The sequence below is a fragment of the Halobacillus sp. KGW1 genome (assembly GCF_001592845.1).
GTDB lineage: Bacteria > Bacillota > Bacilli > Bacillales > Halobacillaceae > Halobacillus.
In genome coordinates, this window is sequence record NZ_LSOC01000004.1 from 164,647 (window position 1) to 188,664 (window position 24,018).

At 45.5% G+C, this 24,018-nt stretch carries 22 protein-coding genes and 1 riboswitch; of the genes, 6 read left to right on the top strand and 16 right to left on the bottom strand.

Translation table 11 applies throughout. The features are described 5' to 3' along the window. Positions 1-267: 267 nt before the first annotated feature. Together AXG56_RS15780 and AXG56_RS15785 are read right to left on the bottom strand one after the other, a co-directional pair. Entirely contained in the window at positions 268-1,656 is a 1,389-nt protein-coding gene (locus AXG56_RS15780) for a YjiH family protein (RefSeq protein ID WP_062515400.1), read from the bottom strand. A gap of 175 nt (positions 1,657-1,831) precedes the next feature. Then, positions 1,832-2,896 carry an AI-2E family transporter gene (locus tag AXG56_RS15785; protein WP_026578648.1) on the bottom strand — a complete coding sequence of 355 codons (1,065 nt, stop codon included), beginning with the start codon at positions 2,894-2,896 and terminating at the stop codon, positions 1,832-1,834. Positions 2,897-3,229: 333 nt separating this feature from the next. On the opposite strand from AXG56_RS15785, the gene AXG56_RS19230 reads away from it, so the two are divergent. From AXG56_RS19230 to AXG56_RS15795, 3 genes are all read left to right on the top strand, one after another. Beyond that, a complete protein-coding gene (locus tag AXG56_RS19230) occupies positions 3,230-3,385 on the top strand; it encodes a Fur-regulated basic protein FbpA (protein WP_008636704.1) in 156 nt (51 codons plus the stop codon). A 28-nt stretch (positions 3,386-3,413) separates the two neighbouring features. Beyond that, entirely contained in the window at positions 3,414-3,716 is a 303-nt protein-coding gene (locus tag AXG56_RS15790; RefSeq protein ID WP_008636705.1) for a MerR family transcriptional regulator, read from the top strand. Between the two features lie 150 nt (positions 3,717-3,866). Continuing rightward, the gene (locus AXG56_RS15795; RefSeq protein WP_008636706.1) at positions 3,867-4,397 is read left to right on the top strand and encodes a YceI family protein; all 531 of its coding nucleotides are present in this window, start codon (positions 3,867-3,869) and stop codon (positions 4,395-4,397) included. A gap of 22 nt (positions 4,398-4,419) precedes the next feature. Here the strand turns inward: AXG56_RS15795 and AXG56_RS15800 are convergent, their stop codons facing one another. The 13 genes from AXG56_RS15800 to AXG56_RS15860 form a co-directional block, all read right to left on the bottom strand. Then, positions 4,420-4,743, bottom strand: a complete 324-nt coding sequence (locus AXG56_RS15800) for a CHY zinc finger protein (RefSeq protein ID WP_008636710.1) — start codon at positions 4,741-4,743, stop codon at positions 4,420-4,422. A gap of 31 nt (positions 4,744-4,774) precedes the next feature. Beyond that, positions 4,775-5,980 carry an MFS transporter gene (locus AXG56_RS15805; protein WP_062515402.1) on the bottom strand — a complete coding sequence of 402 codons (1,206 nt, stop codon included), beginning with the start codon at positions 5,978-5,980 and terminating at the stop codon, positions 4,775-4,777. A gap of 16 nt (positions 5,981-5,996) precedes the next feature. Next, entirely contained in the window at positions 5,997-7,634 is a 1,638-nt protein-coding gene (locus AXG56_RS15810) for a DASS family sodium-coupled anion symporter (protein ID WP_026578650.1), read from the bottom strand. A 139-nt stretch (positions 7,635-7,773) separates the two neighbouring features. Beyond that, entirely contained in the window at positions 7,774-9,051 is a 1,278-nt protein-coding gene (locus tag AXG56_RS15815; protein ID WP_008636715.1) for an exo-beta-N-acetylmuramidase NamZ domain-containing protein, read from the bottom strand. 21 nt (positions 9,052-9,072) lie between these two features. Next, positions 9,073-11,175, bottom strand: a complete 2,103-nt coding sequence (locus AXG56_RS15820) for a glycoside hydrolase family 3 protein (RefSeq protein ID WP_008636717.1) — start codon at positions 11,173-11,175, stop codon at positions 9,073-9,075. Positions 11,176-11,637: 462 nt separating this feature from the next. Continuing rightward, complete coding sequence (locus AXG56_RS15825; RefSeq protein WP_008639831.1) at positions 11,638-12,957, bottom strand: Na+/H+ antiporter NhaC family protein; 1,320 nt, start codon at positions 12,955-12,957, stop codon at positions 11,638-11,640. A gap of 117 nt (positions 12,958-13,074) precedes the next feature. Further along, positions 13,075-13,179: riboswitch (SAM riboswitch) on the bottom strand. Between the two features lie 68 nt (positions 13,180-13,247). Next, entirely contained in the window at positions 13,248-14,324 is a 1,077-nt protein-coding gene (locus tag AXG56_RS15830) for an ABC transporter substrate-binding protein (protein ID WP_062515404.1), read from the bottom strand. A gap of 17 nt (positions 14,325-14,341) precedes the next feature. Then, positions 14,342-15,115 carry an ABC transporter ATP-binding protein gene (locus AXG56_RS15835; RefSeq protein WP_062515702.1) on the bottom strand — a complete coding sequence of 258 codons (774 nt, stop codon included), beginning with the start codon at positions 15,113-15,115 and terminating at the stop codon, positions 14,342-14,344. Positions 15,116-15,138: 23 nt separating this feature from the next. Then, on the bottom strand, positions 15,139-15,960 hold the full coding sequence (locus AXG56_RS15840) for an ABC transporter permease (RefSeq protein WP_062515406.1): 822 nt from the start codon (positions 15,958-15,960) through the stop codon (positions 15,139-15,141). A gap of 185 nt (positions 15,961-16,145) precedes the next feature. Continuing rightward, positions 16,146-16,820: a hypothetical protein gene (locus tag AXG56_RS15845; protein ID WP_026578655.1), complete on the bottom strand. Its 675-nt coding sequence runs from the start codon at positions 16,818-16,820 to the stop codon at positions 16,146-16,148. Beyond that, positions 16,817-17,569, bottom strand: a complete 753-nt coding sequence (locus AXG56_RS15850) for a hypothetical protein (RefSeq protein WP_062515409.1) — start codon at positions 17,567-17,569, stop codon at positions 16,817-16,819. Before AXG56_RS15850 ends, AXG56_RS15845 begins: the two co-directional genes overlap by 4 nt. Beyond that, positions 17,541-18,458, bottom strand: coding sequence for an ATP-binding cassette domain-containing protein (locus AXG56_RS15855; RefSeq protein WP_082794498.1), 918 nt, complete (start codon positions 18,456-18,458; stop codon positions 17,541-17,543). Before AXG56_RS15855 ends, AXG56_RS15850 begins: the two co-directional genes overlap by 29 nt. Beyond that, the gene (locus AXG56_RS15860) at positions 18,455-18,832 is read right to left on the bottom strand and encodes a GntR family transcriptional regulator (RefSeq protein WP_008639824.1); all 378 of its coding nucleotides are present in this window, start codon (positions 18,830-18,832) and stop codon (positions 18,455-18,457) included. The genes AXG56_RS15855 and AXG56_RS15860 overlap by 4 nt, the downstream gene beginning before the upstream one ends. A 512-nt stretch (positions 18,833-19,344) precedes the next feature. Between AXG56_RS15860 and AXG56_RS15865 the strand changes: the two genes are divergently transcribed. From AXG56_RS15865 to AXG56_RS15875, 3 genes are all read left to right on the top strand, one after another. Next, positions 19,345-20,190, top strand: coding sequence for a CAP domain-containing protein (locus AXG56_RS15865; RefSeq protein ID WP_062515413.1), 846 nt, complete (start codon positions 19,345-19,347; stop codon positions 20,188-20,190). Positions 20,191-20,354: 164 nt separating this feature from the next. Further along, positions 20,355-20,618 (top strand): hypothetical protein, encoded by a 264-nt coding sequence (locus AXG56_RS15870; protein ID WP_026578659.1) that lies wholly within the window; start codon positions 20,355-20,357, stop codon positions 20,616-20,618. A 115-nt stretch (positions 20,619-20,733) separates the two neighbouring features. Further along, positions 20,734-22,365 (top strand): DUF2207 domain-containing protein, encoded by a 1,632-nt coding sequence (locus AXG56_RS15875; protein ID WP_062515415.1) that lies wholly within the window; start codon positions 20,734-20,736, stop codon positions 22,363-22,365. Positions 22,366-22,415: 50 nt separating this feature from the next. Here AXG56_RS15875 and AXG56_RS15880 read toward each other — a convergent pair whose 3' ends face one another. After that, positions 22,416-23,897 carry a methyl-accepting chemotaxis protein gene (locus AXG56_RS15880; RefSeq protein ID WP_008638133.1) on the bottom strand — a complete coding sequence of 494 codons (1,482 nt, stop codon included), beginning with the start codon at positions 23,895-23,897 and terminating at the stop codon, positions 22,416-22,418. Positions 23,898-24,018 lie beyond the last annotated feature (121 nt).

Here is a 24,018-nt window from a genome sequence, read left to right on the forward strand (position 1 = left end):
CTCCTTTATATACTTCTCGATAAGCTCATCATTTACTACCTATATACTCTCCTTCTGAACTTGGTAAACATAGATAAGTAATAAAATGGAAATGTAACAAAAGAAAAGTTCCCTTTCCTGCAAAACAGGCACGGATATAAAACTACCAATTACCCCCTAAAGATATAGGTGAAAATCGAAAGCTATGGATGTAATGACCTCCCCTATATATAAATAAATAAGAAAAGCGCAGCTGAGCACAGCTGCGCTTTTCTGTATTTTGTTAGCTTAAAAGAATAAGATGTGCGCCAACAAAGCTGCTATCGGAAGTGTAATGATCGTACGCTGTAAAAATATCACAAACAGCTCAAAGAAATGTATAGGAATTTTGGATTTAATCAACAGAATACCTATCTCCGACATATAGATCAACTGCGTCAGACTCATAACACCAATGACGAATCGAGTCAGTTCTGATTCGATTCCACTCCCAATGACAGATGGAAGGAACATGTCCGCAAAACCGACAATCATGGCTGGAGCTGCTGCGGAGGCTTCTGGAATCTGCAGCCAGTTAAGAATTGGTACGAATGGATAAGAAAGAATAGTAAAGACCGGTGTAAACTCAGCCACCACTAACGCAACGGTTCCAAGCGCCATAACAAGGGGGATTAATCCAAACCAAATATCGACAACGTTATAGACACCCTTTTTCACGACTTGACCAGCGCTCTTCACTTCATCCGCCTTCTCTACCGCTTTCTCCAGTCCCCATCGGAACGACGAAACACCTTCTGGAACATCTTCACTGATCTGTTTACCAGCAGGCTCATAATACGTGTCTTTCTTTTTAGACAGTGGAGGAATTCTTGGGCAGATGACAGCCGCTACCAAACCACAGACGACGACTGTAAAATAGAAAGGTACGAACATATGGTCAATGGAAAGGAACTTTGCGATGACAAGGCTGAAAGCAATGGAGGCAATCGAGAAATTAGTCGCGACTACACTAGCTTCGCGCTTTGTATAATACCCTTTCTCATATTGCTGGGTCGTCAATAACACCCCGACCGGCGCACTACCCATCCAGGAGGCAATGGCATCCACAGATGAACGTCCCGGAAGCTTAAATAAGCCGTACATCGCTTTCCGGACAACTGTACCGATCAAATCCATTAAACCGAATTCCAACAGCAGGGGCATAAACAGACTGGCAAAAAGAAACCAGACCATCAACACCGGTACAAGGTCGAAAAGCACGACCCCTCCGGTAAGTTCCGAAGAAATAATAGATGGTCCTGCACTTGTCAACGTCAAGACTGCGAATACCGCTCCAAGAACCCGCATAGACGCCCAGAAAGGACCGACATCAAATAAATGGGCAACGACATTTCCAGAACGAATCCCCTCTTCAGGAAGCAGTTTCACCAGAATGCTGCCTGCAGCAGATAGACAGATAATGACTGTCATAAACAAAGGAATTTGTTCGGAAAAGGCTCCCTGTAGAGCATCCGCCATGATCCCGAGACCAATGGTTACTTTTCCACCAATAGAAATAGGTACCATGAACAAAAGAACACCTATAAAAGAAGGAATGAGGAACTTTAACCATTGTTTAGTCGTGTAAGAATTAGTCTGTTGCAGGGTTTCTGTAGATTTTGTATTTTCAATAGCCATACTGTTCCTCCTCTATGTTCAATCACATATATATAGTATCAATATTAAATAACTATACATTCCATTGCATAAAGATTCAACAGTAGATTAGAAGATTCTTCTTTTTTCTTCTTATTTTACGAAAAGACAAAAAAACCGAGTACTCCTTCATAAGGAATACTCGGTTTCTATTGAACTAGGAAGGATGATACATCTTATAAAAACTATATCCGTGCTTTATTAACACTTTAATTACAGAGTAGGTGGGCACGGCGATAATCATACCGACAATTCCATACAAAGGAGCTGCCACGACAAGAAGAAGGATGACGGTCAACGGATGAATGTTCAACCGTTCCCCAAAAACATAAGGTGCCACAAGATTACTCTCTAACTGCTGGACAACAACGATGGTCACTATAACATAGATGGCAAGCTGGGGTTCCTGCATTAATGCGACCACGACTGCAGGAATGGAACCGATGACAGGCCCTACAAACGGGATGACACAAGTGAATGCCAGAAAAACACCCAGAACGAGCGCATAATCGAGGCCGATCAGCAGATACCCAATATACGTCAACACCCCGTCTACCGCGGCTATAGTCACCTGCCCGAGTATATAAGATGATATCGTGTAATCCAAATCTTTCAACAGCTTTTCTCCTCGCGGCTTATGCTCCGGACGGAAGGCCCGAGACAAAAACGGCACCAGCCTCTCCCCGTCTTTCAATAGGAAAAAAAGCACGAAAGGAACGATGATCATGACGGTGGCAGCCCCCGCAATAGTGGAGAACACGGTAGTGAGATGCTCGCCGATCTGCTCGGTCATTCCACCGAAATAATTCGTCACCTTCTGGGTGATAGAATTCATGGATACCATACCCATATCATTCTCCTCTATCTTCCTGCCGGCATGTTCGGCCGTATCCTTCACTTTAGACGGAAGGCTGGAAAGGTCGGTTACCTGTTGTTTAATCGTCTCTGCCAGGAATTTAAAACCGGTGTAGACTATTCCTCCTATGCAGGCAAAAAGCAGAAGGATAGCAGCGGGACGCGGAAGGAAGGGCACCCGTTCCAAAAGGTCAACAGCCGGCCTCAGCACATAAAACAAAAACCCCGCGATCAACATGGGATAGAATAGCGTTTGAAAAATAGTTTTAAATGGTTCTAATAATTGCAGCTTCTCAAGAAAGAAATAAAAAATGAGCAGCAGGATCCCTGCCGTTATGTATTTGTAATAAGGCTGCTTCCACCACATAAAAAACATCTCCTCTCTATCCCATTCATTCACTAATTCAGATAAGAATAAACCGCCAAAAATACACCTGAAAAGATGTGCGCTTATTCCCCCTTTCTTCATTAATATATCCCCACTCCTCCAGAATAGAAATTAGGGAGGCCCCAGCCGCACGAGTAAGAAATTCTAACATGGCATAAATTTTATGTTAGATTTTCTAACATAACAGGTGACAGAAAATTAAAAATGATTTATTCTGTTAACAACAACCAGAACAGGAAATGAATGATTAGTGCCGTCCTGTAGGTAGATCCCCCATTTTCACGAAAATCAAAGGATCGGGAGTGAACCTTCATGAAGAATCATTTAAGGACAGCTGTTGAAACTATGCGGGAACATTATATCCAAAAGCTGATCGAAGCCGGACAGTTCCATGCTTCGGACGAGGTTCTCCATTCACTTACACTGACAGAACTGGAAACCCTCGCAGCCAGAATCCACCGTCCATAGCTTCGCCAATCACCAAGGAGGAGAAGGGATGTCGTCCTACAAGCATAAAAAGGTCATATCAATCGGAACCGTTAATGAACTGACAGGATTATCGCTTCGACAAATACGGTACTATGAGGAGCGAGGATTAATATATCCGGAACGGACTAAGAGAGGAACAAGAAAATATTCCTTTGCGGACGTGGAAATGCTGCTCCAGATAGCAGACAAACGAGAAGAAGGGGTGCAAACCTATGAAATAAAACAGGATTTGCTGGAATCAAGCAAGGAAAAAGTAATGGAACGAATGCTGCGTGGTCAATTAAACGCACATTTCAAGCTTAACAAATAGGTTCAGGCAACCCACAGACACCCCTAGGTCTGTGGGCTTTTTTTACCTTTCTTAACAGTAACCGTGTAAATCAAAATATCTTGACTTCGAAATAAATAGAGAATAAGATAATAGTTAGAATTCAAAATATTCTTTAAGGAGAGTGTTTCCATGACTAAATTAGTATTAGATCCTGTGCACAGCAGTTTGAATTTCCAAATTAAACATATGATGGTATCCAAGGCTAAAGGAGAATTCGAGGAATTTAATGTTCAATTTTCCGGAGACCTGAATGATCTCTCATCTGCCAGCATCGCCGTAACAATTCCCGTTAAATCCATTAACACGAAGAACGAGCAAAGAGATGGACACCTCCGGTCCGGAGACTTCTTCGAGGCAGATCAATATCCGGAAATGACATTCAAGAGTACTTCCATCAAAGAAGTCTCGGAAGGAGAATTCGAAGTAACCGGAGACTTCACGATTAAAGAGACAACTAATAAAGAGACATTCACAGTCGAATACAACGGCACATCGAAGAGTCCTATGGACGGGAGCACGATCGCAGGCTTTGATGTCACCGGAAAAGTGAACCGAGAAAGCTACGGCTTGACTTACAATGCCGCAATAGAAACCGGCGGAATGCTGCTTGGCAGAGATGTGAAATTCGAAGGGAACTTTGAATTCGTCGTAGAACAATAAAAAAACCAAGACTGAGCAGCGCTCAGTCTTGATTCATTTCAAAATAATACGGATAATGCAGCCGGCAGCCGGCATTAAAAGCATGCTTACAGTTCGGACAAACAGAAGCCTTCATATAATTCTGTATGGACAGCTCGCTCTCACAGTTTCCACAGAGGACAGCAGCCTCATCCCAGCGATTCCTCGGCCAGCGTGACTTCCCATGATCCTCTAATTCATCATGACAGAAGATACATGCATAGTACGTTTGGCAGCAGTGCATTTTAATCGCAATAATATCAGTCTCACTATGATAGTGTACGCACCTTGTATTCGTATCGACAAGCTTCCCTTTCACTTCCTCCATGACTGATCCCCACTTTCTCATCGCTATTGTATCACGTGCTGAGACCACGGCGGCGAAAGAGCCACATACAGAAGAACAGTACCAGAAAACTTATGCCTATACTTAATATTCCGAGCCATCCACTACCTTCCCACAAAACCCCGGCAGCCGTGCTCCCCACAGCGACCCCGGCGTAGTAGCTGATCAAATAGAATCCGGATGCTCCACTTCGATGATGCGTGGCAGATTTACTTACAAGCGCCGAAGCCATTGCATGGGCGACAAAGAACCCCATACAGAGCAGACAGAGACCAAATACAATCATGGAACCGGACGGTACAGCGGTCACCCCTGCTCCTGCCAGCATTACAAGGACAGCTAAATACATCACCCGCTTCATCCCTAAGGAGAGAGACATTCTCCCTGCCAGCGGCGGTGCGATAATCCCGAATAAATAAGCAAAATAGGTAAATGAAATGACCTCCAGCGTCCATCGAAAAGGCTCTCCTTGCAAGTAAAAGGGAAGGTATGTCCACACTGCCGTGAAAACGGCCTGCAGCAGGAAGCCCATTAAGAATAGAAAAAGCATGTTTCCGCTTCGCAAATGGACAAACAACCCTTGAAGATCCTTGACTATCGACTGATCCGTTTTTTCAAAGAAACGCTCGTTCGGTATGAGTACAAGGAACAGAAAAGCAGCAAGGACTCCGAAGAATGCAAACACCCAAATCGTCAACCGTAAATCAAAAACCCCTGCAAGATATCCCGCTCCCACTCTTCCGCCCATTCCTCCGAGTGCGTTACTCGAAATATACAGCGTCATAGCAAGACCTATATGTTTTGGTGATGTTTCTTCCCCTAAATACCCCATCGCCGCAGCAGGAATCCCTGCAAGGAAAAATCCCTGGATAACACGGAGAGCTACAATCCATTCGAAACTATCCACAAGAGGAATCAAACTCAACGTAATCACGGTAACGAACAGGGAAAGCTTCATAACTGCCACCCTGCCATAGCGATCAGAAAGAAAGCCTAAAACGAACAATCCGACAACCATAGCGAGCACACAGGAGGACATGACGAAGCTTGATACTGTAGCAGAACGATCATAACTATCCGAAAGCAACGGGAGCAGTGGCTGAAAGACATACAATGTAGAAAAGGTCGATAAAGATGCAATCATTAATGCGGCTGTAATCCGCCAAAATCCAGACTCACGCGGTGTATAGGGGTGAGTCGGTTCTATCGCCACTCCCATTTCAAATCACTCTTTTCTAGGATTGGAATTGACTTGGAAATTCGTTCAAATCGATCCCCCAGACGAACGGAAGATAGAAATAGATGGCAAGAGTAACCAGGATGACTGCAAGGATATTCAACCACAACCCCGCTTTCGCCATATCCGGGATACGCAAATAACCAGACCCGAAAACGACGGCGTTCGGCGGAGTCGCAACCGGGAGCATGAACGCACAACTTGCAGCAATCCCTGCAGCGATCATCAAACTGTAAGGGTGTACAGAAAGAGCACTCGCAAGGGAGGCCATAATCGGAAACATCATAGTTGCCGTGGCTGTATTGGATGTTATTTCTGTAAGGAATATAACCATCCCCGTTACGATAACGATAATCAAGAGCAGATGCACCCCTTGGAGTACAGTTAATTGATTACCTATCCATTCTGCCAGTCCGGTTTCCTGAAATCCTGAAGCAATGGCCAGCCCGGCACCGAATAACAGCAAGATCCCCCATGGCAGTCCTTTTGCTGTATCCCAATCCAGTAGATGTTCTCCTTTACGTTTTTTAGAGGGAAGGATGAACAGGATGACTGCAGCAATCATAGCGATCATCGTATCATTGATATTTTCATTAATCCGTACCAGAAGAAAGGAGCGGGATATCCAGGCTGCAGCTGTCACGGTAAAAACCAACAGCACCGTTTTTTCTTCAAAAGACATAACACCAAGCGACCTGCGTTCTTCTCTGATCACCTTCCTCCCTCCAGGCAGCTCCTTCATTTTCATGGGATAAGCGACCTTGACTAAATACACCCACGCAATCGCTAACAACAGCAAAGATAATGGTACCCCGAACGTCATCCAACCTGCGAAAGATATCTCGATGGCATAGGTCTGTTCTACAACCGCCTTGAAGATCGTATTCGGCGGTGTACCGATTAGTGTCGCAAGTCCTCCGATCGACGCACTATACGCAATTCCGAGCATCACTGCCTTACCGAAAGGGAAAGAATCGTGATCGACCGTTTCTCCCTTCTTCTTCAACTGCTCCGCTGCTTGGTATATAACGGCCATACCAATCGGCACCATCATCATTGCCGTCGCTGTGTTGGAAATCCACATGGACAGCACACCGGTAGCAACCATAAACCCGAGTACAATTTGTTCGGTGCTCGTGCCGACGGAAGCTATGATAAACAGGGCCATCCGTTTATGTAAGTTCCATTTCTGCATAGTAAGGGCAATTAAAAAGCCCCCCATAAACAGAAAGATGGTGTCATCTCCGTAAGAAGATGCGGTCATTCCACTTTCCAACCCGCCGGTAACAGGAAACAATACGAGAGGAAGCAACGAGGTGGCTGGAATGGGAATTGCTTCTGTAATCCACCATGTAGCAATCCATAGTGTACTCGCAAGAATCGCTACAGCCTCTCTTGACAAACCTTCCGCATCCACAAACAGCAAGGCAAGAAGAAAAAGCATGGGTCCAAGAATCAAGCCGATCTTTTGTCTCGGCTGCATGGAAGGCCCTGTTTTCCCTTCTTGTTCTCCATTTTCCTTGGTGTAAGCTGAAGTATGATTCCCGGACACCATAAACTGCATCAGTGCCTTCGCTTCCTCATGCATCACCCAAAGCTTTTGCCAACTATTTTTGATAGCAACGGTCGCTCTCATACAATCAATCCTTCCCCATGTGGTAAGTGTAAGAATATTTACAAATTTTATCATAAAATCCATAAAATTGTCATAAAATCACTCTATAACCCTTCCTTAAAATAAATCCACATTCCTTCGGGAGGAATGTGGATTACTCTTACTTATACAGAAGAAAATGTTTTCTCGTCTTATTAAACTTTTTGAGGTCATCCTTCCAACGTTTCTCCATCTGTTCTACGGAATGCCCCTCATTAATTGATTCCCTTACCCATCCGTTCCCTATTAGTAGATCAAAGAACGAGATACCATTTGCATCTTCGGCACGAAATTCGAAATCATCAGGGTACATATCATGGATAGTTTTCACTAAGTGCAGACCTGTGTTAACAGGCTGGAACTCATCACGGTCCAGTATGTGAAGTTGGACGCCGTGGGATAATTTCCCGGCATGCTTAGAAAAAGACGGGGTAAATGAAGCCGCCCGGAACCTGACACCAGGAAGGTTCTTCTCGTTCATTGCTTCCGCCAATTGTTCGCTGTCTATGAAGGGGGCTCCGATCAACTCGAACGGCTTCGTAGTTCCTCTTCCTTCCGATACATTTGTCCCTTCAATCAATGCAGCCCCAGGATATACGTAAGCCGTATCTACCGTCGGCATGTTCGGCGAAGGCGCAACGAATGGCATGTCTGTATCATCATAATCCATTCCCCGCTTCCACCCTTCCATTTTCACGACGGTCAAATCTGCACCGATATCGAATTCTTTGTTAAACAGCTTCGCCAATTCTCCTGCCGTCATGCCATGCCTCAGTGGGATTGGATAATTTCCTACGAAAGACTGGTAGTCTGTATCAAGGACCGGACCCTCCACCTGGTCTCCACCGATCGGGTTCGGCCGGTCCAGGACGAAGAATGGAATGTCGTTTTCTTGTGCTGCTTCCATCGCATAAGCCATCGTGTAGATGTACGTATAGAAACGCGTTCCTACGTCCTGGATGTCGAATACGAGGACATCAATATTTTCAAGCATATCCGGAGTCGGTTTTTTCGTTTTACCGTATAAGCTGTACACAGGCAGACCAGTCTTCTCATCTTCGTAAAATTCCACATACTCGCCTGCCTGAGCGCTTCCCCGCACTCCATGTTCGGGACCATAAAGAGCCGTCAACTCTAAGTCTTCATCTTCGTAGAAAAGATCGACGACACTGTTCAAATCCTGATCTACTCCTGTCGGATTCGTGATTAACCCAATGCGCTTTCCTTCCAAAAGTTCTTTCTTATCATCGAGCAGCACTTCTACACCAAGTTTGAATTCCTCCTGCTTCTTATGATGTCCCTTGTGTTTACCACGGTTTCCTTGATGATCAGCGAAAACGACTGAAAAGGTGGACCAGGTTGTTAGCAGAACGACCACTAGTATAAACCACTTCCGCATAGCTATCCTCTCCCTTTCCTCTTAATAAGTGAGCCCCGTTCCATATTCGTACATCACCGATCCATCTTCATCAGGTATCGTGACAGGAAGCTTTCCTTGCGGTGAATTTTCACCAAATATGGTGGCAGCGGACGCCTTGAAGCTGGCTGCTTTAAAGCCATATTGGGCGAGGTAAGCATCGACACCTGCATAACTCATGATGTCGTATGGATTCCGAATTCCAATACTGATGACAGGCGCTTCGCTCGCATCCATCACCTCATGGATCAATTTCATTTGTGGGTGATCGGCAGACCGTGTGGCGACATTATACGTGTAAGTACCAAAGATGATATAGTCCGCCTTTTTCACCATTTCCAACTGTCCTTCTGTCAATTCCGCGCTTGACGTTGATAAAACAGTAGTGGCACCGTGGCGTTCTCTGACGGCATCACCAAGCAAATCGATGAATGTATTTCCAATGACAAGTACCTCTTCCTCCTCTTCTGGTGTCACAGGTAAAACCCCATCATTTTTGACCATGGTGATCGACTTCTCAGCAGCTTCTTTTTCCACCTGTTTATGCGCTTCGGAACCTACGATTTCTTCCGCGTATTGAACCTTCTCTTCCACCGACTTCGGATTTTCGGAAGGAATGATTCCCCGCTTCACTTTCAACGTCAAGATACGTTGGGCAGAGTCCTCAATGGTTTCTTCCTTGATTTCCCCCGTTTCCACAGCTTCGTAAATACCTCCCGCTACTTCTTCAAGTCCTACAGGCATCAATACGATATCTGTTCCGGCGTTGATCGCCCGAATCACGGAATCTACCGGTCCGAAGTGGTCACTGATTGCTTTCATGTTGAGCGCATCGGTCACGACAATCCCTTCATAGCCCATCTCTTCACGAATTAAGCCGGTCAACACCTTCTCTGATAAGGTGGCAGGAAGAGCAATTGGCGTCCCATCCTTCTGAGAAATCACTTCGGTATCATCAATTTTCGGGAAAGTGACGTGTGCCGTCATGATTGCGTCAATACCTGCATCCATTGCTTGTTGGAAGGGATAGAGTTCCACTTCCTTGAGTCGATCTAAATCGTGAGGCACTTCAGGAAGACCTAGATGAGAATCGACAGCGGTATCTCCATGGCCAGGGAAGTGCTTGGCCGTAGCAGCGACACCAGCTTGTTGTAATCCCCGCATATAAGCGGTTCCCATCGTTCCAACCAATCTTGGATCTCCACCGAAGGAACGGACGCCGATAACCGGATTATCTGGATTATTGTTTACATCCATCACAGGAGCGAAATTCACATTGAATCCAAGTGCCGCAAGTTCTTCTCCAATGGCATTTCCAACATTCTGAGCTAGCTCTTCCGAACGTGCTGCCCCAAGTGCCATATTTCCAGGCATATCTGTCCCGGATTGCAGCCTTGTGACGATTCCACCTTCCTGATCAATGGTCATAAGCAGTCCAAATTTCTCACTCGCACTCTGGTAATCGTCGACAAGCGTTGTCGTTTGCTCTGTGGTTACGACATTTTCACGGAAAAGAATGACTCCCCCCAAATGATATTTTTTTACCATCTGCTCTATTTCAGCATTCATTTCCGTGACATTTTTCCCCTTCCAAGTACGGAAGTCAGGCATCAGCATCTGTCCTACTTTCTCCTCCATTGTCATTTTATCGATGGCATTCCTTACGATGTCATACTTCTTTCCTTTCTGCTTCATCAGTACAGGAGTAACCTCGGACTGCCCTTTATGCTTCTTTCGTTTGAAATGGACGGCGATCCGGTCCTGATCCTTCCCGCTGCGGACGGTAATCCACGCTCGCCCGGGTTTTCCGTGCCATGTTACTTTTCCATGTTCATCCACTTCCGCCACCCGTTTATTGTTGGACGACCACTTCAGATTCTCCTCGACCTTCTTGAAGTGACCATCTTTGTAAACACGCAGCACCTCCATCTGAACCGTATCCCCTTTAATTGTCCTGTCCGCTTCCGGTACGTTCTGCAAAAGGATTAACTCTGTTCCCTTGTTCGACTTTTTCCCGTCAGCCGATACCGGTCCGGTCATCGTTCCCGGAATCAACAGACAGAATGTAAGCAGCACAACAAACCAACCTCTTCTCCTGCCTTTCACTCTACATTCCTCCTTGCCTTTATTTATTTGTAAAAGTAAGACCGCTATCCCGCATGACGATCGAACTTTCCCAACAATGGCGGATCATGATGAGAGTCTTTATTATGGAAGCGTTTACAATATGTAGTAAAAGCGTACCGAATATAATTATAGTCGTCTATACCACATAAGACCCCTCTCTCTCTTTTTCGACTGTTTTTTCCATTCTATAGCCCCATTACAATAGATTCATTTTAAAATATAATATCAAATTTATGAACTATTTAAAGAATTAATATTTCATTCGAATTTGAAAAAATCTATTAAGTGACCAACTACCTCCGCCTTCCTTTATGGCCGCTCACCGGGCGCCCAGTGGAAAGGTCCCTTCTCCCGGAGCCCGATCTCTCCCCCAGCCATACCACCTTTTCCAAACGAAAAAGAAGCTCCCTATTTCAGGGAGCCTCTTCCAGTCAGAGAATATCAGGATCCTTTTTGAGCGGAAGGATCTGCTTTCTGAACCGTAAACTTAGGAAACTTGAAGACAATAGCAAGAATTCCGGACACGGCTGTTAAGATCGGATAAATACAAAACGGTACGATTGCAATAGGTGAAATCGATGCCACACCGGCTACAGCAAGGAGTTGGGCTCCGTAAGGAATGATTCCTTGAACAGAGCTTGCGAAGATGTCCAACAGGCTGGCGGATCTTCTCGGTTCAATGCCGTAATCATCAGAGATCTGTTTGGCTAATGGACCGGCCGTGATAATCGAAATCGTGTTGTTTGCAGTGGACAAATTGATCGCGGTTACGATACCGGCGATACCGAACTCTCCACCACGATTAGACCGGACACGTTTATTCACCGCTTCCAGTAGATACTCAATACCGCCGTTATAACGGATCAGCTCTACAAGTCCTCCGAGCAGGATAGCTATCATAGACAACTCCTGCATGTTTGCGAAGCCGTCTCCGATCAGGTTAATCAGTTCCATCCCCGAGAATTTACCGAGAATCAAACCGACAATTCCGGCTGCTACCGTTCCGCCGATCAGAACGAATATGACGTTTACCCCAAGGATGGCGAACAGGAGCACTCCGAGATATGGAATGACTTCAAGGAAATTATACGAGTATGTTTCCCCAAGATCTGCACTCGCACTGGCTGTCCATACTGCAAAAATAACCGCTGTTACTATGGCAGCCGGAAGAACGATAAAGAAGTTCGCCTTGAACTTTTCTTTCATTTCCGTGCCTTGTGTTCGAACAGCTGCAATGGTTGTATCAGAAATGATGGAGAGGTTGTCCCCGAACATAGCCCCACTTACAATGGCTCCCATAATCAGCGCCACACCAATATCTGTTTGTTCTGCGACACCAAGTCCGATCGGGGCTAAAGCTACAACTGTCCCTGTGGAAGTACCCATGGAAATGGATATGAAACACCCAATGACGAACAGGCCGACGACCATCCATCCACCAGGCAGGTAGCTCAGGCCAAGGTTGACGGTGGAATCTACAGCCCCCATTCCCTGTGCGACGGAAGCAAATGCTCCCGCGAGCAGGAAGATCACAACCATCAAGATGATATTCGGGTGTCCTCCCCCTTTGGAGAGTGTCATGATTTTCGTTTCAAAATCTGTTTTTCGATCCATAAGCAGCGCTACCAGTATAGCTGCAAACAGAGCGACGAGTACAGGCATTTTGTAGAAGTCACCTGTCACGATCCCTGAACCAATGAACAATACAATAAATACTACAAATGGAATAAGTGCAAAAATATTTGCTTTCGGTTTTGTCATCTTTTCTGCCTCCTTCTTGGTGAACTCATGAATGTTTCTGTGATACAGACAAGACCAGGCCAAACAAATAAAAAAGAAGCCCTCTTTAGGATAAGAAGGCTTCTTTGTTTCCGTCCCCTCTTATCTGTCAGGTCTAAAACCTGCTGGATTTAGCACCGGCCAACTGTGTTGGTGGTTGCTGAAGCTTCTTAGGACCAGTTCCTCCACTTCTCTTGATAAGAACTATTCAATTGAGTCTCTCGTTACTTTACATCATTTTTTTCTCTCTGACAAGAGAAAAACTTGGAATGTTACTTTTTATCATACTCTCCGATAATGTCCACGGCTTTGGCTGCCAGAGAAGGGTCTACAGCCTCATCGAAATCTACATCGCCGATGATGGCACCATTGGAGTTGTAAAAGTCGAACTGATCTTTAATATCCTCCACGAACATACTGCCGTCCGGATCCAGTCCTGTCACGCCGACTTTCTTCCATATTTCAGGATCCTTCAAAGCGGTGTGTTTTGTCATGATATCAATGACTTCATCAAGCCCCTCGCCGTGAAGAAATGCATCGTTGTAATCGCGTACCCCCTTCAAATAAGCAGCCATGAAGCGGAGCGATACGTCTGTTTCTTCTTCAACAAATTCCGGTGAGCCTAGAACCATCGCGATTTGTGCTTCTGGAGCATAATCCGTAGCATCACCGAACCGCACATGTAACCCCTGCGATTCTCCCTGTGTTATCAAAGGCTCTATCTGCAGGGCAGCATCTATGGATTTATTCCCCATCGCGGCCAACATATTACCGAAATCAGACATTAAGACGACCTCTACGTCCTTCTCAGTCAAGCCGGCATGCTTCAGCATTTCATGGAAGATGTAATCATCCACGGCATTCTTTGAAGATACAGCAATCCGTTTTCCTTTAAAATCGGCATACTCCTTGATTTCATCCTGAAGGTCTTCTCTAATAACAAAACTGAAGTAGGAATTGCCATCGAAATAGTGCCCTTTATCAGCGATGATCTTCACATCGATTCCCTGAGCGATCGCATTGAAGAACGAAGCGGTGGAGACTCCGCCGGCGATGTCCACTTCACCGGAAGCAAGCGCCGGCAGCATATCATCACTGTTGGCGAATGTCGTAAATTCAATGTCTATGTTATAGTCATCGAAATATCCTTTCTCTTTCGCGATGTAAAACCCTGCACCGGACGCCGCACCGTCCTCTGCAATAACTACCTTCTGACGCTTCTCAAGCGGAGCCAGATCGCCGGATACGGTTTCTTTCTGCTTTCCTTGTTCAGACTCCTTATCACTGCAGCCTGCTGCTATACCCAAAAGTAAAAAAAGAGAGATAAAGATCCATAATGATTTACGCACGGGATGTTTCCCCTTTCTTAAATCCTTGATCGTTGCACTTCTTCCTGAAGATGATTCCAGACCTCCACGAATTGTTCCGCCATGACAGGGTCAGCCCTGACCTGCTCCATATTTCTTGGTCTGGGGAGCTCGATTCGTTTTTCCTTTACAATCCTCCCCGGCTGGGCACTCATCAAGAGAATCCGGTCGCTGAGCAGGAGTGCTTCATCGATACTATGTGTAATGAAGAGGACCGTTTTTTTCGTTTCGGCCCAGATGTTGAGTAATTCTTCCTGCAGGATGAATTTATTCTGTTCATCCAATGCTGCGAACGGTTCATCCATCAACAATATTTCCGGGTCATTTGCGAATGCTCTGGCAATGCTCACCCGTTGTTTCATTCCTCCGGAAAGCTCTCTAGGGTAAAGCTTGGCGAAACGCTCCAGCCCTACTTTTTCTAAATAATACGCGGTCCGTTCCTTGATGACCGCCGCTGGTACACGACGCATTTTCAAACCAAAACTGACGTTACCCTCCACGGTCAGCCACGGAATCACCCCCCGTTCCTGGAAGACCATCGACTGAAGTGGCCGGTCTTCCTTTGCTCTTGCGATGGTGAATGACCCGGAACTCGGTGTTTCCAAATCGGCTAGAATTCTGAGCAGTGTCGTTTTTCCGCACCCGCTCGGTCCGACTAAACAGGCGAACTCTCCATCGGCAATATCCAGATTGATTCCTTCCAATGCTGTGACTCTGCTTTCCTTTTTATAAAATACTTTCGTCAAATCCCTGATGGAAATTTTCGCATCCATTCCACCTTCCCCTTTCTCCTTCATCAACGCCAAGGGAGTAATTTACTTTGCAGTCCTCTCAAGATTAATGAGAATAAATAGCCGAAGAACGAGATGAGCACGAGCCCTACAAACATTTCTTTCAACATGAATGCCTTATAGGAGGTCCAGATTAAGTAGCCGATACCGGAATTCGCTCCCATCATTTCCGCTGCCACTATCGTAAGTAAGGCGATCGCCTGCCCCATTTGAATCCCTTCAAGCATGACCGGTAAGGAACCCGGGAGAGCGATTTTGAAGAAAAACTGTTTCGAATCTGCTCCGTAATTCTTTGCTACGTCCAAATATATTCTGTCGATGTTGATGACACCGGCAACTGTATTGATGACTACCGGAAAGAAGACACTTCCTGCGATCGTCACCACCTTGGAAACTTCCCCTACTCCGAACAGAATGATGATGATCGGCAGGAGAGCAAGTGTTGGAATCGGCATGAGAGCCATGATCAAAGGCGACAGGAAATGCCGGATTGGACCATACAAACCCATCAGCAGTCCGATTGCAATAGCAGGGATCACTCCGAGAAGGAATCCTGCAAAAATACGATATAATGAGATTCCAACATGGCTGAACAGTTCTCCGCTCCCTGCCATCGACCAAAAGGTTCCCACGATTTGCGTAGGAGGCGGGAAAAAACGGGCATCCATCAAGCCTGTACGGGACAAGATTTCCCAAAGCAACAGAATAAACACCGGGGAAGCTATGGTAAGTGTTTGTTTGAACCGTTGACGTATACGCCTTTTTCTCCATTCTTGCTGTTCATTGAGCAAAGGATCCTGTGCAGCAATCCTTTCCGATTCTTTCATATGCCACCACCTCTTGTGCTAAGTTATGAACTTCTGCCCATATGTGTGAAAAAAGTAAAAAGAATCAAAAAAGCGCGGGCAGATACCCGCGCTTTTTTGATTCTTCGTCTGTAGGAATTGCTAGTTTTATTAGATGATACCTGAGCCTGTACTCATCTGTTCTCCGTTAAGTAAAATTCACCGATTCAAGATTCCACTTCTGTAACATACACTTCGTCATCCGCTTCCACCGTCATGTTCTCAGGAATTTGTAAATACAGGACCGACATGCCGGAGGACATACTGCTGCCGCCTGTGTTCTTTCCTTCAGAGAATTGTCGGAAAGGAAAAGAAGGATCGAACTGATAGAAAGTCTTCGTTACTTGTTCGCCGGAGGTTACGACCAGCCCCTGGTTCTCAAAGGTTACCACAGGCTCCTCTTTGACAGGGATCTGCCAGCCATTTACGACCATAGGTGAGCGATACTGATAGAGGTGTATGTTCTTTTTCGACTCTACTTTTTCTACGATAACGGACGTACCAGGACCGCCGGGAGGGCTCACTTTCACGTTCAGCGTTTTTCCTCCAAAGGAGAAGGTACGCTCATCTAAAAGGTATGCCTCGTCTATCTGATCAAGGTTTCCCTCTAACAAATGGCTGTACATAGCATCGTCGATATCCGACGAACTCGCCGCTTGCCCTGGCAGGGGATCAGGCAGGAAGAAGGTGAAAATTGTCGAGATTACTAACACGCACCCAAATACGAGGAAGATCAAATGGCCGGTCTTAGCCATCTTGACACTTGCACCCTTATACTTCCCGTTAAATACAGCTGCCAAAGTGACAAGCAGGAAAAGAAAGACTGCTAACACGATGATCATGACCGCTTCACCTCCAAACGGCCAGCAATCCAGAAGCTTCCAACGAAACAAGTAATGGAAACGAGCAGTGCTTTCACAGCGAATAAAACAATATTTGCTTCATCAAACAGAACCTCAAAGAGGTAATTAGCCAAACCGTCTTCGCCACTTCGCTGCATCAAATACGAAATGCCGAACATCAAAACCGGAATGATAAGAAGAAACAGTCTGTTCCACTGCAGGAATACACCAAACAAATAACCGGCACCGGCGGCAAGGAAAACCATAAGGATGACGGCAGCCATCCCAGCACCGAATAAAGAAGCTTCCATTTCGTGAGCCGGCAACAGTTGACCGTCCTGCACTACAAATGTGTATACCGCTGCCCGCAGTACATTTTCTGAAAGGACAGCTGTAAGCCCGGCTATCCCGCAAACCACGAGAAGAAAGCCGACGGTAGACAGATGACTCGTAAGGCGGGTCGATACAAAGGGAAAATCATCTTCACGGTAAGCACGCGTCGTAAGGAGCAGTGCCGTCAAAAATCCCCAAAAAATCGTAAAGGAAATAATTAAATCCCCGGAAAAGATCTGCGATCGGACTTCAAAGAACTCTCCTCCCATGAATTGTGCCCCCGTTCCCATTAAAGAAAACAAGATGCCCATCACCTGTATCGTTACAAGAGACGTAAACACTCCCGGATGGGACCGCCACTTGAACGCGAACTGCTTTTTAATAACATCACCTGTTTTCACTTCGATCAAAGACATCGTCAATTCCTCCTCTGCCAACCTTATCTTCCGTCATATATACGCAAACATCACTGGCAGAGACAGGAGCGATACGAATGCCTTCCTTCCTCATCTCCGTCTGTTCCGTTTCCGTCCAGTCATTTCTTACGATGACACAACTGTTTCTTTCCTCAGGAAGCTGTTCATAAAGAATTTCTCTGTTCCGGGTCCATGGCCTCAGTATCTCCAGGGGTGCAGTGAGGCGGACGGCATACTCCTTCAGTTCATCCATGCTGGTCTGGAGAAGCAGCTTCCCCTTGTGGAGAAGAAGCACTTCCTCCAGTATGTCTTCCATTTCCTCCAAATGATGCGTCGATAAAACAATGGTGCGCGGAGAGGACAAATAGTCTTTCAACAAGGCACGATAGAAATCTTTTCGAACGGCTGCATCCATCCCTGTTGTGGGCTCGTCGAAGATTGTCAAGGAACATCGTGTGGCAAGACCGAAGATCATGTGAAAAATACTTTCTCTTCCTTTTGAGAGCGTATGATGGCGTTCCCCGCGCTCAAAACCGAAATAATCGAATAAACGTAAAGCAAGATCATGATCCCAATACTGGTAAAACCTTTTCCCTTCCATAAGGATTTCTTCCAAAGTCAAGGTTGCAGGGAAAGACATCCGGTCATCGATATAAACAGAATTAGCCGATATCCTCAAATTATTGAACGGATGTTCTCCAAATACTTCCACACTTCCTTTCGATTCTTTCACCATTCCGGCAACAACCTTCATCCATGTCGTTTTACCGGCACCGTTACGTCCGACTAAACCAACGATTTTACCCGCTTCAATGGAGACGTTCAAACGGTCCAGGGCTTTCTTCTTTTTATATGTTTTGGTTACGTTCTCACATTTGATCGCCTTCACTCTTTCGCTCCTCCCCATGTTTCTTTAATGAGCGTGATTACTTCCTCTTCAGTCATTTCCAACTTCCCTGCTTCCTTCACAAGATCGTCAACCAAACGCTTCATTGTCTTGTTCCTCCGCTTTTCCTTTATAATCGCATTCGCTTCCTCCGCCACGAATTTCCCGAGTCCCCGCCTGTCATAAAGAACACCCTCTTCCGCTAATTTCGTCAGCCCTTTGGCCGCAGTCGCCGGATTGATATTATACATATCCGCCAGCTTATACTGAGAATGCACCTTTCCATCTACTTGAAAGTGTCCTTGAAGAATCTCATCCTCCATCCATTCGGCGATCTGGATGTAAATCGGCTTTGCACTCCCTGCGTCAAAATTCAACTTGTCACCTTCCTCCAACATAGTGCATTAGTGTTGTAATGTAGTATATTTCATCAAGATCAGAAAAACAACAAAAAAAGGAAAAATTAAATAAGTTTCCCTTAAATAACGACATTTTTCCATCCAGGAATATTTATAGTAGAAGATTTGCTTTATATAGGAAAATACTAGAAAAAAAACATGCAAACTATCGAAATATTTGTAACGCTGATGTTACATTCGTAAAAAAACACTTCGCATAAAAAGTCTGTCAACCCTGTCATTCTAGTAATTTGTATCTTGTTTTCATACTTTAACCACTCCAGCAGCCGCTTACCTTTAAAGGATGATTATAACAACCCCAGAGCTGACAAGGACTGATGCCGCCTTTTTGCTTCCCTCTCCTATTTACGATGTCAGCAGAACGTCCTTTCTACCTATCTCCCAATAACATCCTCCTTTATTACAAGAGATCGATGGTACGATAAAGTCGATCGAAAAACAAACCAACTTTTCAAGGAGGAGTTATCAGCATGAAGAAATCATTAGTCGTATCAGGAGCTCTTGCACTATCTCTTCTAGCAGCACCCGCAACATCTTTTGCATCTACAGGTGAGGTGCACCATTCGCAAATAAAAACACAAAACATTCAAATAGATTCTGATAAATTGATGGAGTGGATCAGTCAGAACGAAGCTGCTTTGAAGGGAAATAACCTGCAGCAGATCGATATTCAATCTCTATTGAATCAAATTGACTGGAAGCAGGGAGAAAAACCTGTCCAAGCAGAAGCTAAGCCGGAAGCTCCAAAACAAGAGCAGAAGCAAGAAGAAGTAGAAGCTCCAAAACAAGTAGAACAGCCGAAGCAGGAAAAAGTAGAAGCTCCGAAGCAGGAAGCTCAGCCTCAGGAACAACCTAAGCAGGAAGCTGCTCCACAACAACAGTCAGAGCAGCAAGCTCAACCAAAAGCAGAACAGCAAAACGAGCAAGCATCTTCTGAAGTCTCCGCTTTCGAAAAACAAGTAGTAGAATTGACAAACCAGGAACGTGAGAAACAAGGACTGGCACCACTTGAGCTTGATACAGAGCTTAGTGCCGTAGCTAAGGACAAATCTTTGGATATGCAGAAAAATAACTACTTCTCTCATAACAGCCCAACGTACGGCTCTCCATTTGACATGATGAAGACGTATGGCATTGACTATCAAACAGCAGGGGAGAACATTGCCATGGGACAAACAAGCCCTGAGCAGGTTGTCCAAGGTTGGATGAACAGTGAAGGTCACCGTAAAAACATCATGAACCCTAACTTCACACACATTGGAGTAGGTCATGCAGAAGACGGAAACTACTGGACACAAATGTTCATTGGAAAATAAAAGATTTCGAGCCGCCGGATCTTCCGGCGGCTTTTTTTGTAGGCTTTTTGAGGAATTCTACTTTTTTTCTTTTTTATATGTCTGAAAACACTTGCAATTAGTCTGAATATTCCATAAAATCAATCATAATTTATCAATACCAATAAAAGAAAGAAGGGTTCTTTTTGAATACAAAAACGGTGAGTCATCTTTATAATGTCTGCCCACTCTGTCACGGTACCGGTGCCTATAAGGAATATGATGACAGCAAAGCCAACATGATCATGGACCACTATCAACGTGTCAATCACGCCAAGGAGGATGCCGCCTGGAGACTCGCAGTCGAAGAAACGAGCTATGAGAAGGAATGTGCCAGGTGTAAAGGGAGCGGCAATGTACTGAATGATGAAGGTCAGGAGATGTTCCAAGCCCTTCAACGCTTTGCCTGAACCTAAATAGTAATGGAAGAAGAGCTTCTATCCGGGAGCTCTTTTTTCTATGACTTACCAATGAAACCTATTTCCACTTCTATACGTAGTTATGAATAGAAAGCGGGTGGAATCTATGAAAAAGTGGGTCACTGGATCGATTATTCTCCTCATCCTTCTCCTTCCCCTCCCTGTTTATGCCGCGGATTATTCGATTGAAGAAACGAATATCACGGCATCTTTGCAGGCGGATGGTGAAGTAATGGTGGAAGAATCACACACGTACGCGTTTGATGGAGAATTCAATGGTATAACAAGAACACTTATTCCGAAACAACAGGGCTCGGAAATTACCGATGTCCGTGCCGAAGAGAACGGAAAAGCTTTGGAGGTGGAAAGAGAAGGGGATCTGTATAAAGTCTATCGCGGCGGTTCAGACGAAACCATAACGGTCGACCTTTTTTACACGATTGAGAACGGCATGGAGCATTATGCTGATGTGTCCCAGTTTTATTGGCCTTTCTTTGATGATAGAAACGAGTCTACCTATGAGGACTTGACGATCACTGTCGTCCCTCCAGCGCAGACGGAAGCGAAAGTGGCTTTCGGATACGATGCTGCCTATGAAACAGAACAATTGTTGGACGATGGATCCGTCCGATACGAAATGGGAGAAGTACCGGCTAACGAGAAAGGGGACATCCGCGTCGCCTATGATGCTTCCCTCTTCTATGCAGCCGGCAACACGAAAGAAATGCTCGGAACCATCCTTGCGGAGAAGAAGTCCCTGGACGACGAGGCAGCGGAGAAAAAGCAGAGAGAAGAACAGTGGGGGAAAATCGGCGCAATTCTCACGGTTTCAGCAACTGCCTTGGCGGTCCTCCTGTATGGTTACGGCCTAAGAAGAAGGAAAATGACAGGTTGGGAAGCCGAACGTATTAAGGGGGGCTCCTTATTTCCAGATCACTCCATGAGTATACCGGGAATGGTCAGCTTTATGAAGGGCGGCTATATGAATCACAAAGCACTGACCGCTGCGATGCTTGATCTTGTCCGTAAAGGACTGATTGAAGAACAGTCCAAGAAGGTGTATAAACGCCTTGACCGTCATCCGGACCACGAGCACGAGCAGCAATTGATCGAATGGTTATATGATGATATAGCCCAAAGCGATACCCTATATATTGACGATATAGAAAGGTACGCAAAGAACAAAGAAAATAGTGAAACCTATCGTAAACGACATCATTCCTGGCAGAAGCTTGTCAGAAAGGAAGTGAAGGAGCAGAGCTTATACGCTTCATCCGCTGTTCCACGATGGACAGCAGGATTAACAGCACTCGGCCTTTTTCCTTTCACCATTCTTCTTCCTTTGAACGGTACATTCCTTTGGATGATTTTCGTCATCCTGCTGCTCATCTACTTCCTGCTGTTCAGCATTGCATACAAGCCGTTGAATGTGGAAGGACGTAGTCTCTACGACCAGCTCCAGCCGTTGAAAAAAGATGACGATTGGGAAACATGGGAAGAAGAAGACCGCTTAAAAGCACTTTTGTTCCAAATCGGAGCAGGTAAACGTGATCCCCTTTCCCAACCGTTCCCCTCTTCCACCCAGTCCAGCGAAATTGCAACGTATGTGGTGATTGGTTCTTACTTTGAAACGAACTTTTCGGACGCACAGCGTCATACCACGGTTTCCGCTTCATCTGGAAGCTCAAGCAGCGGTGGTGGGACCGGTGGCGGGGGCGGCGGTTCCGGAGCCTTTTAATTACACTTAAAAAACCTCCCGATACGGATATATCGGGAGGTTTCCTTTTTTTACTTATGTTGATCCACGGCCAATAATTGATCGGCTTTTTCAGTTGTATGGTTCATAATAGCAGCTATGTTTTCGCTGTCAGAAGTGAGCGCTTCCACCGTGGCACTCATTTCCTGCATACCTGCACTCGATTCCTCAATGATTGCAGCTAATTCCCCACTCCACTGTTCCACTTGAAGATTGTCCGTAATTACTCTCATCATGACATCATCCGTCTCTTTGAAAATATCAACAATATGGACGAGTACTTCCTTCAAGTCTGTGAAATAGGTATGGATCTCACCGAAAGAATCTTGAATGGAGGTGATCTTCGCAGAACTTCCATCCATCTTCTCCAATGTGGATTCATTATTCCGGAGAGCTTCCATCAAATTGGTCGTTATTTTCTCTGCCGTATCATTTGTCATCTCTGAAAGCTTTCTAATCTCATCAGCTACAACAGAAAATCCTTTTCCTGCTTCGCCCGCACGAGCAGCTTCAATAGATGCATTCAAGGCGAGCAGATTCGTCTGCTCCGATATCTTCTTGATATCATCAGAGAACGTGCCTGTTTCTTTTACTTTATTGCTTAAATGGTGGAACGTTTCATTTAAATCGCTCATGAATGCTTTGATTTGCTGAATTTCCATCGTAAAGGTCTCCACCTTGACCTCGCTGCTCTCCGTCATTCTGTTCGCTTCATTCGTTTCTTCACGGAGTGCCTCCATCCGCTTCCCTAACTCCATCATTTCCTGCTGTGATCTTGTCGTACGTTCCGCAATGTCAGAAATTTGGCCTGCCTGCTGCTGACTGCCGGACGCTACTTCCTGGATAGCTGTCTGCATCTCTTCCTGGGCCTGTAAGTTCCCCTGTACGCGCCCGTTCATGCTGGTAATATCATCTTTGATCACGGTAGCATGATCCAGGATTTGCACTTTCAGGTTCTTCTGTTCATCTGTCCGATAATCAGCCTCCATGACGAGGCTCTCGATTGCCCGCTCCTGGCCTTTACTCAAATGGATAAGTACAATGAAAAGGACACCGATCAGCAAATAAGCGAGGTAGATAGTCGCTGCATTTTCCTGAAGGGAAACCTGATCCACCGTGCTGTAAAGCTGGTTGAGGATAAGGGAGAGCCCACCCATAAAGTAACCAATGGCAAATACCGTTCGTTTAAAGTGGACGACTGCAAATACGGAAAGGAAGTACGTGATAAGTACGGCTGTCCATCCGCCACCGACGTAGAAAACACCAGAGACTGTAAAGGTATTGACCAGGACGACACTTACATAAGGGAACAGTTCCGGCTTCCTCCCCCAAATCGTTCCGAAGAAGGAAATAGTAAATAGAGCGATTTCAATTCCGAACAGAATGAATGCTTCCTGTTCCCCTTCCATCAGTGATTTCATGAATGCTGCTGCTAAGGACAACGTGAAAGCAGTAAAAAGAAGCAGGTTTTTCTTTTTCAACGTCTCCTGTTTCATCTGATCGATTGCGCTCATCTCCCTTCTTCCCCCTTCCTGCCGATTTCCACTGCTTTTTCCCGTCCGATTCCCAAGGATCCACCTTTAATGACTGTTTTATTTGCCAGCATCATAACCCCATCACCTTCCGATATATGTA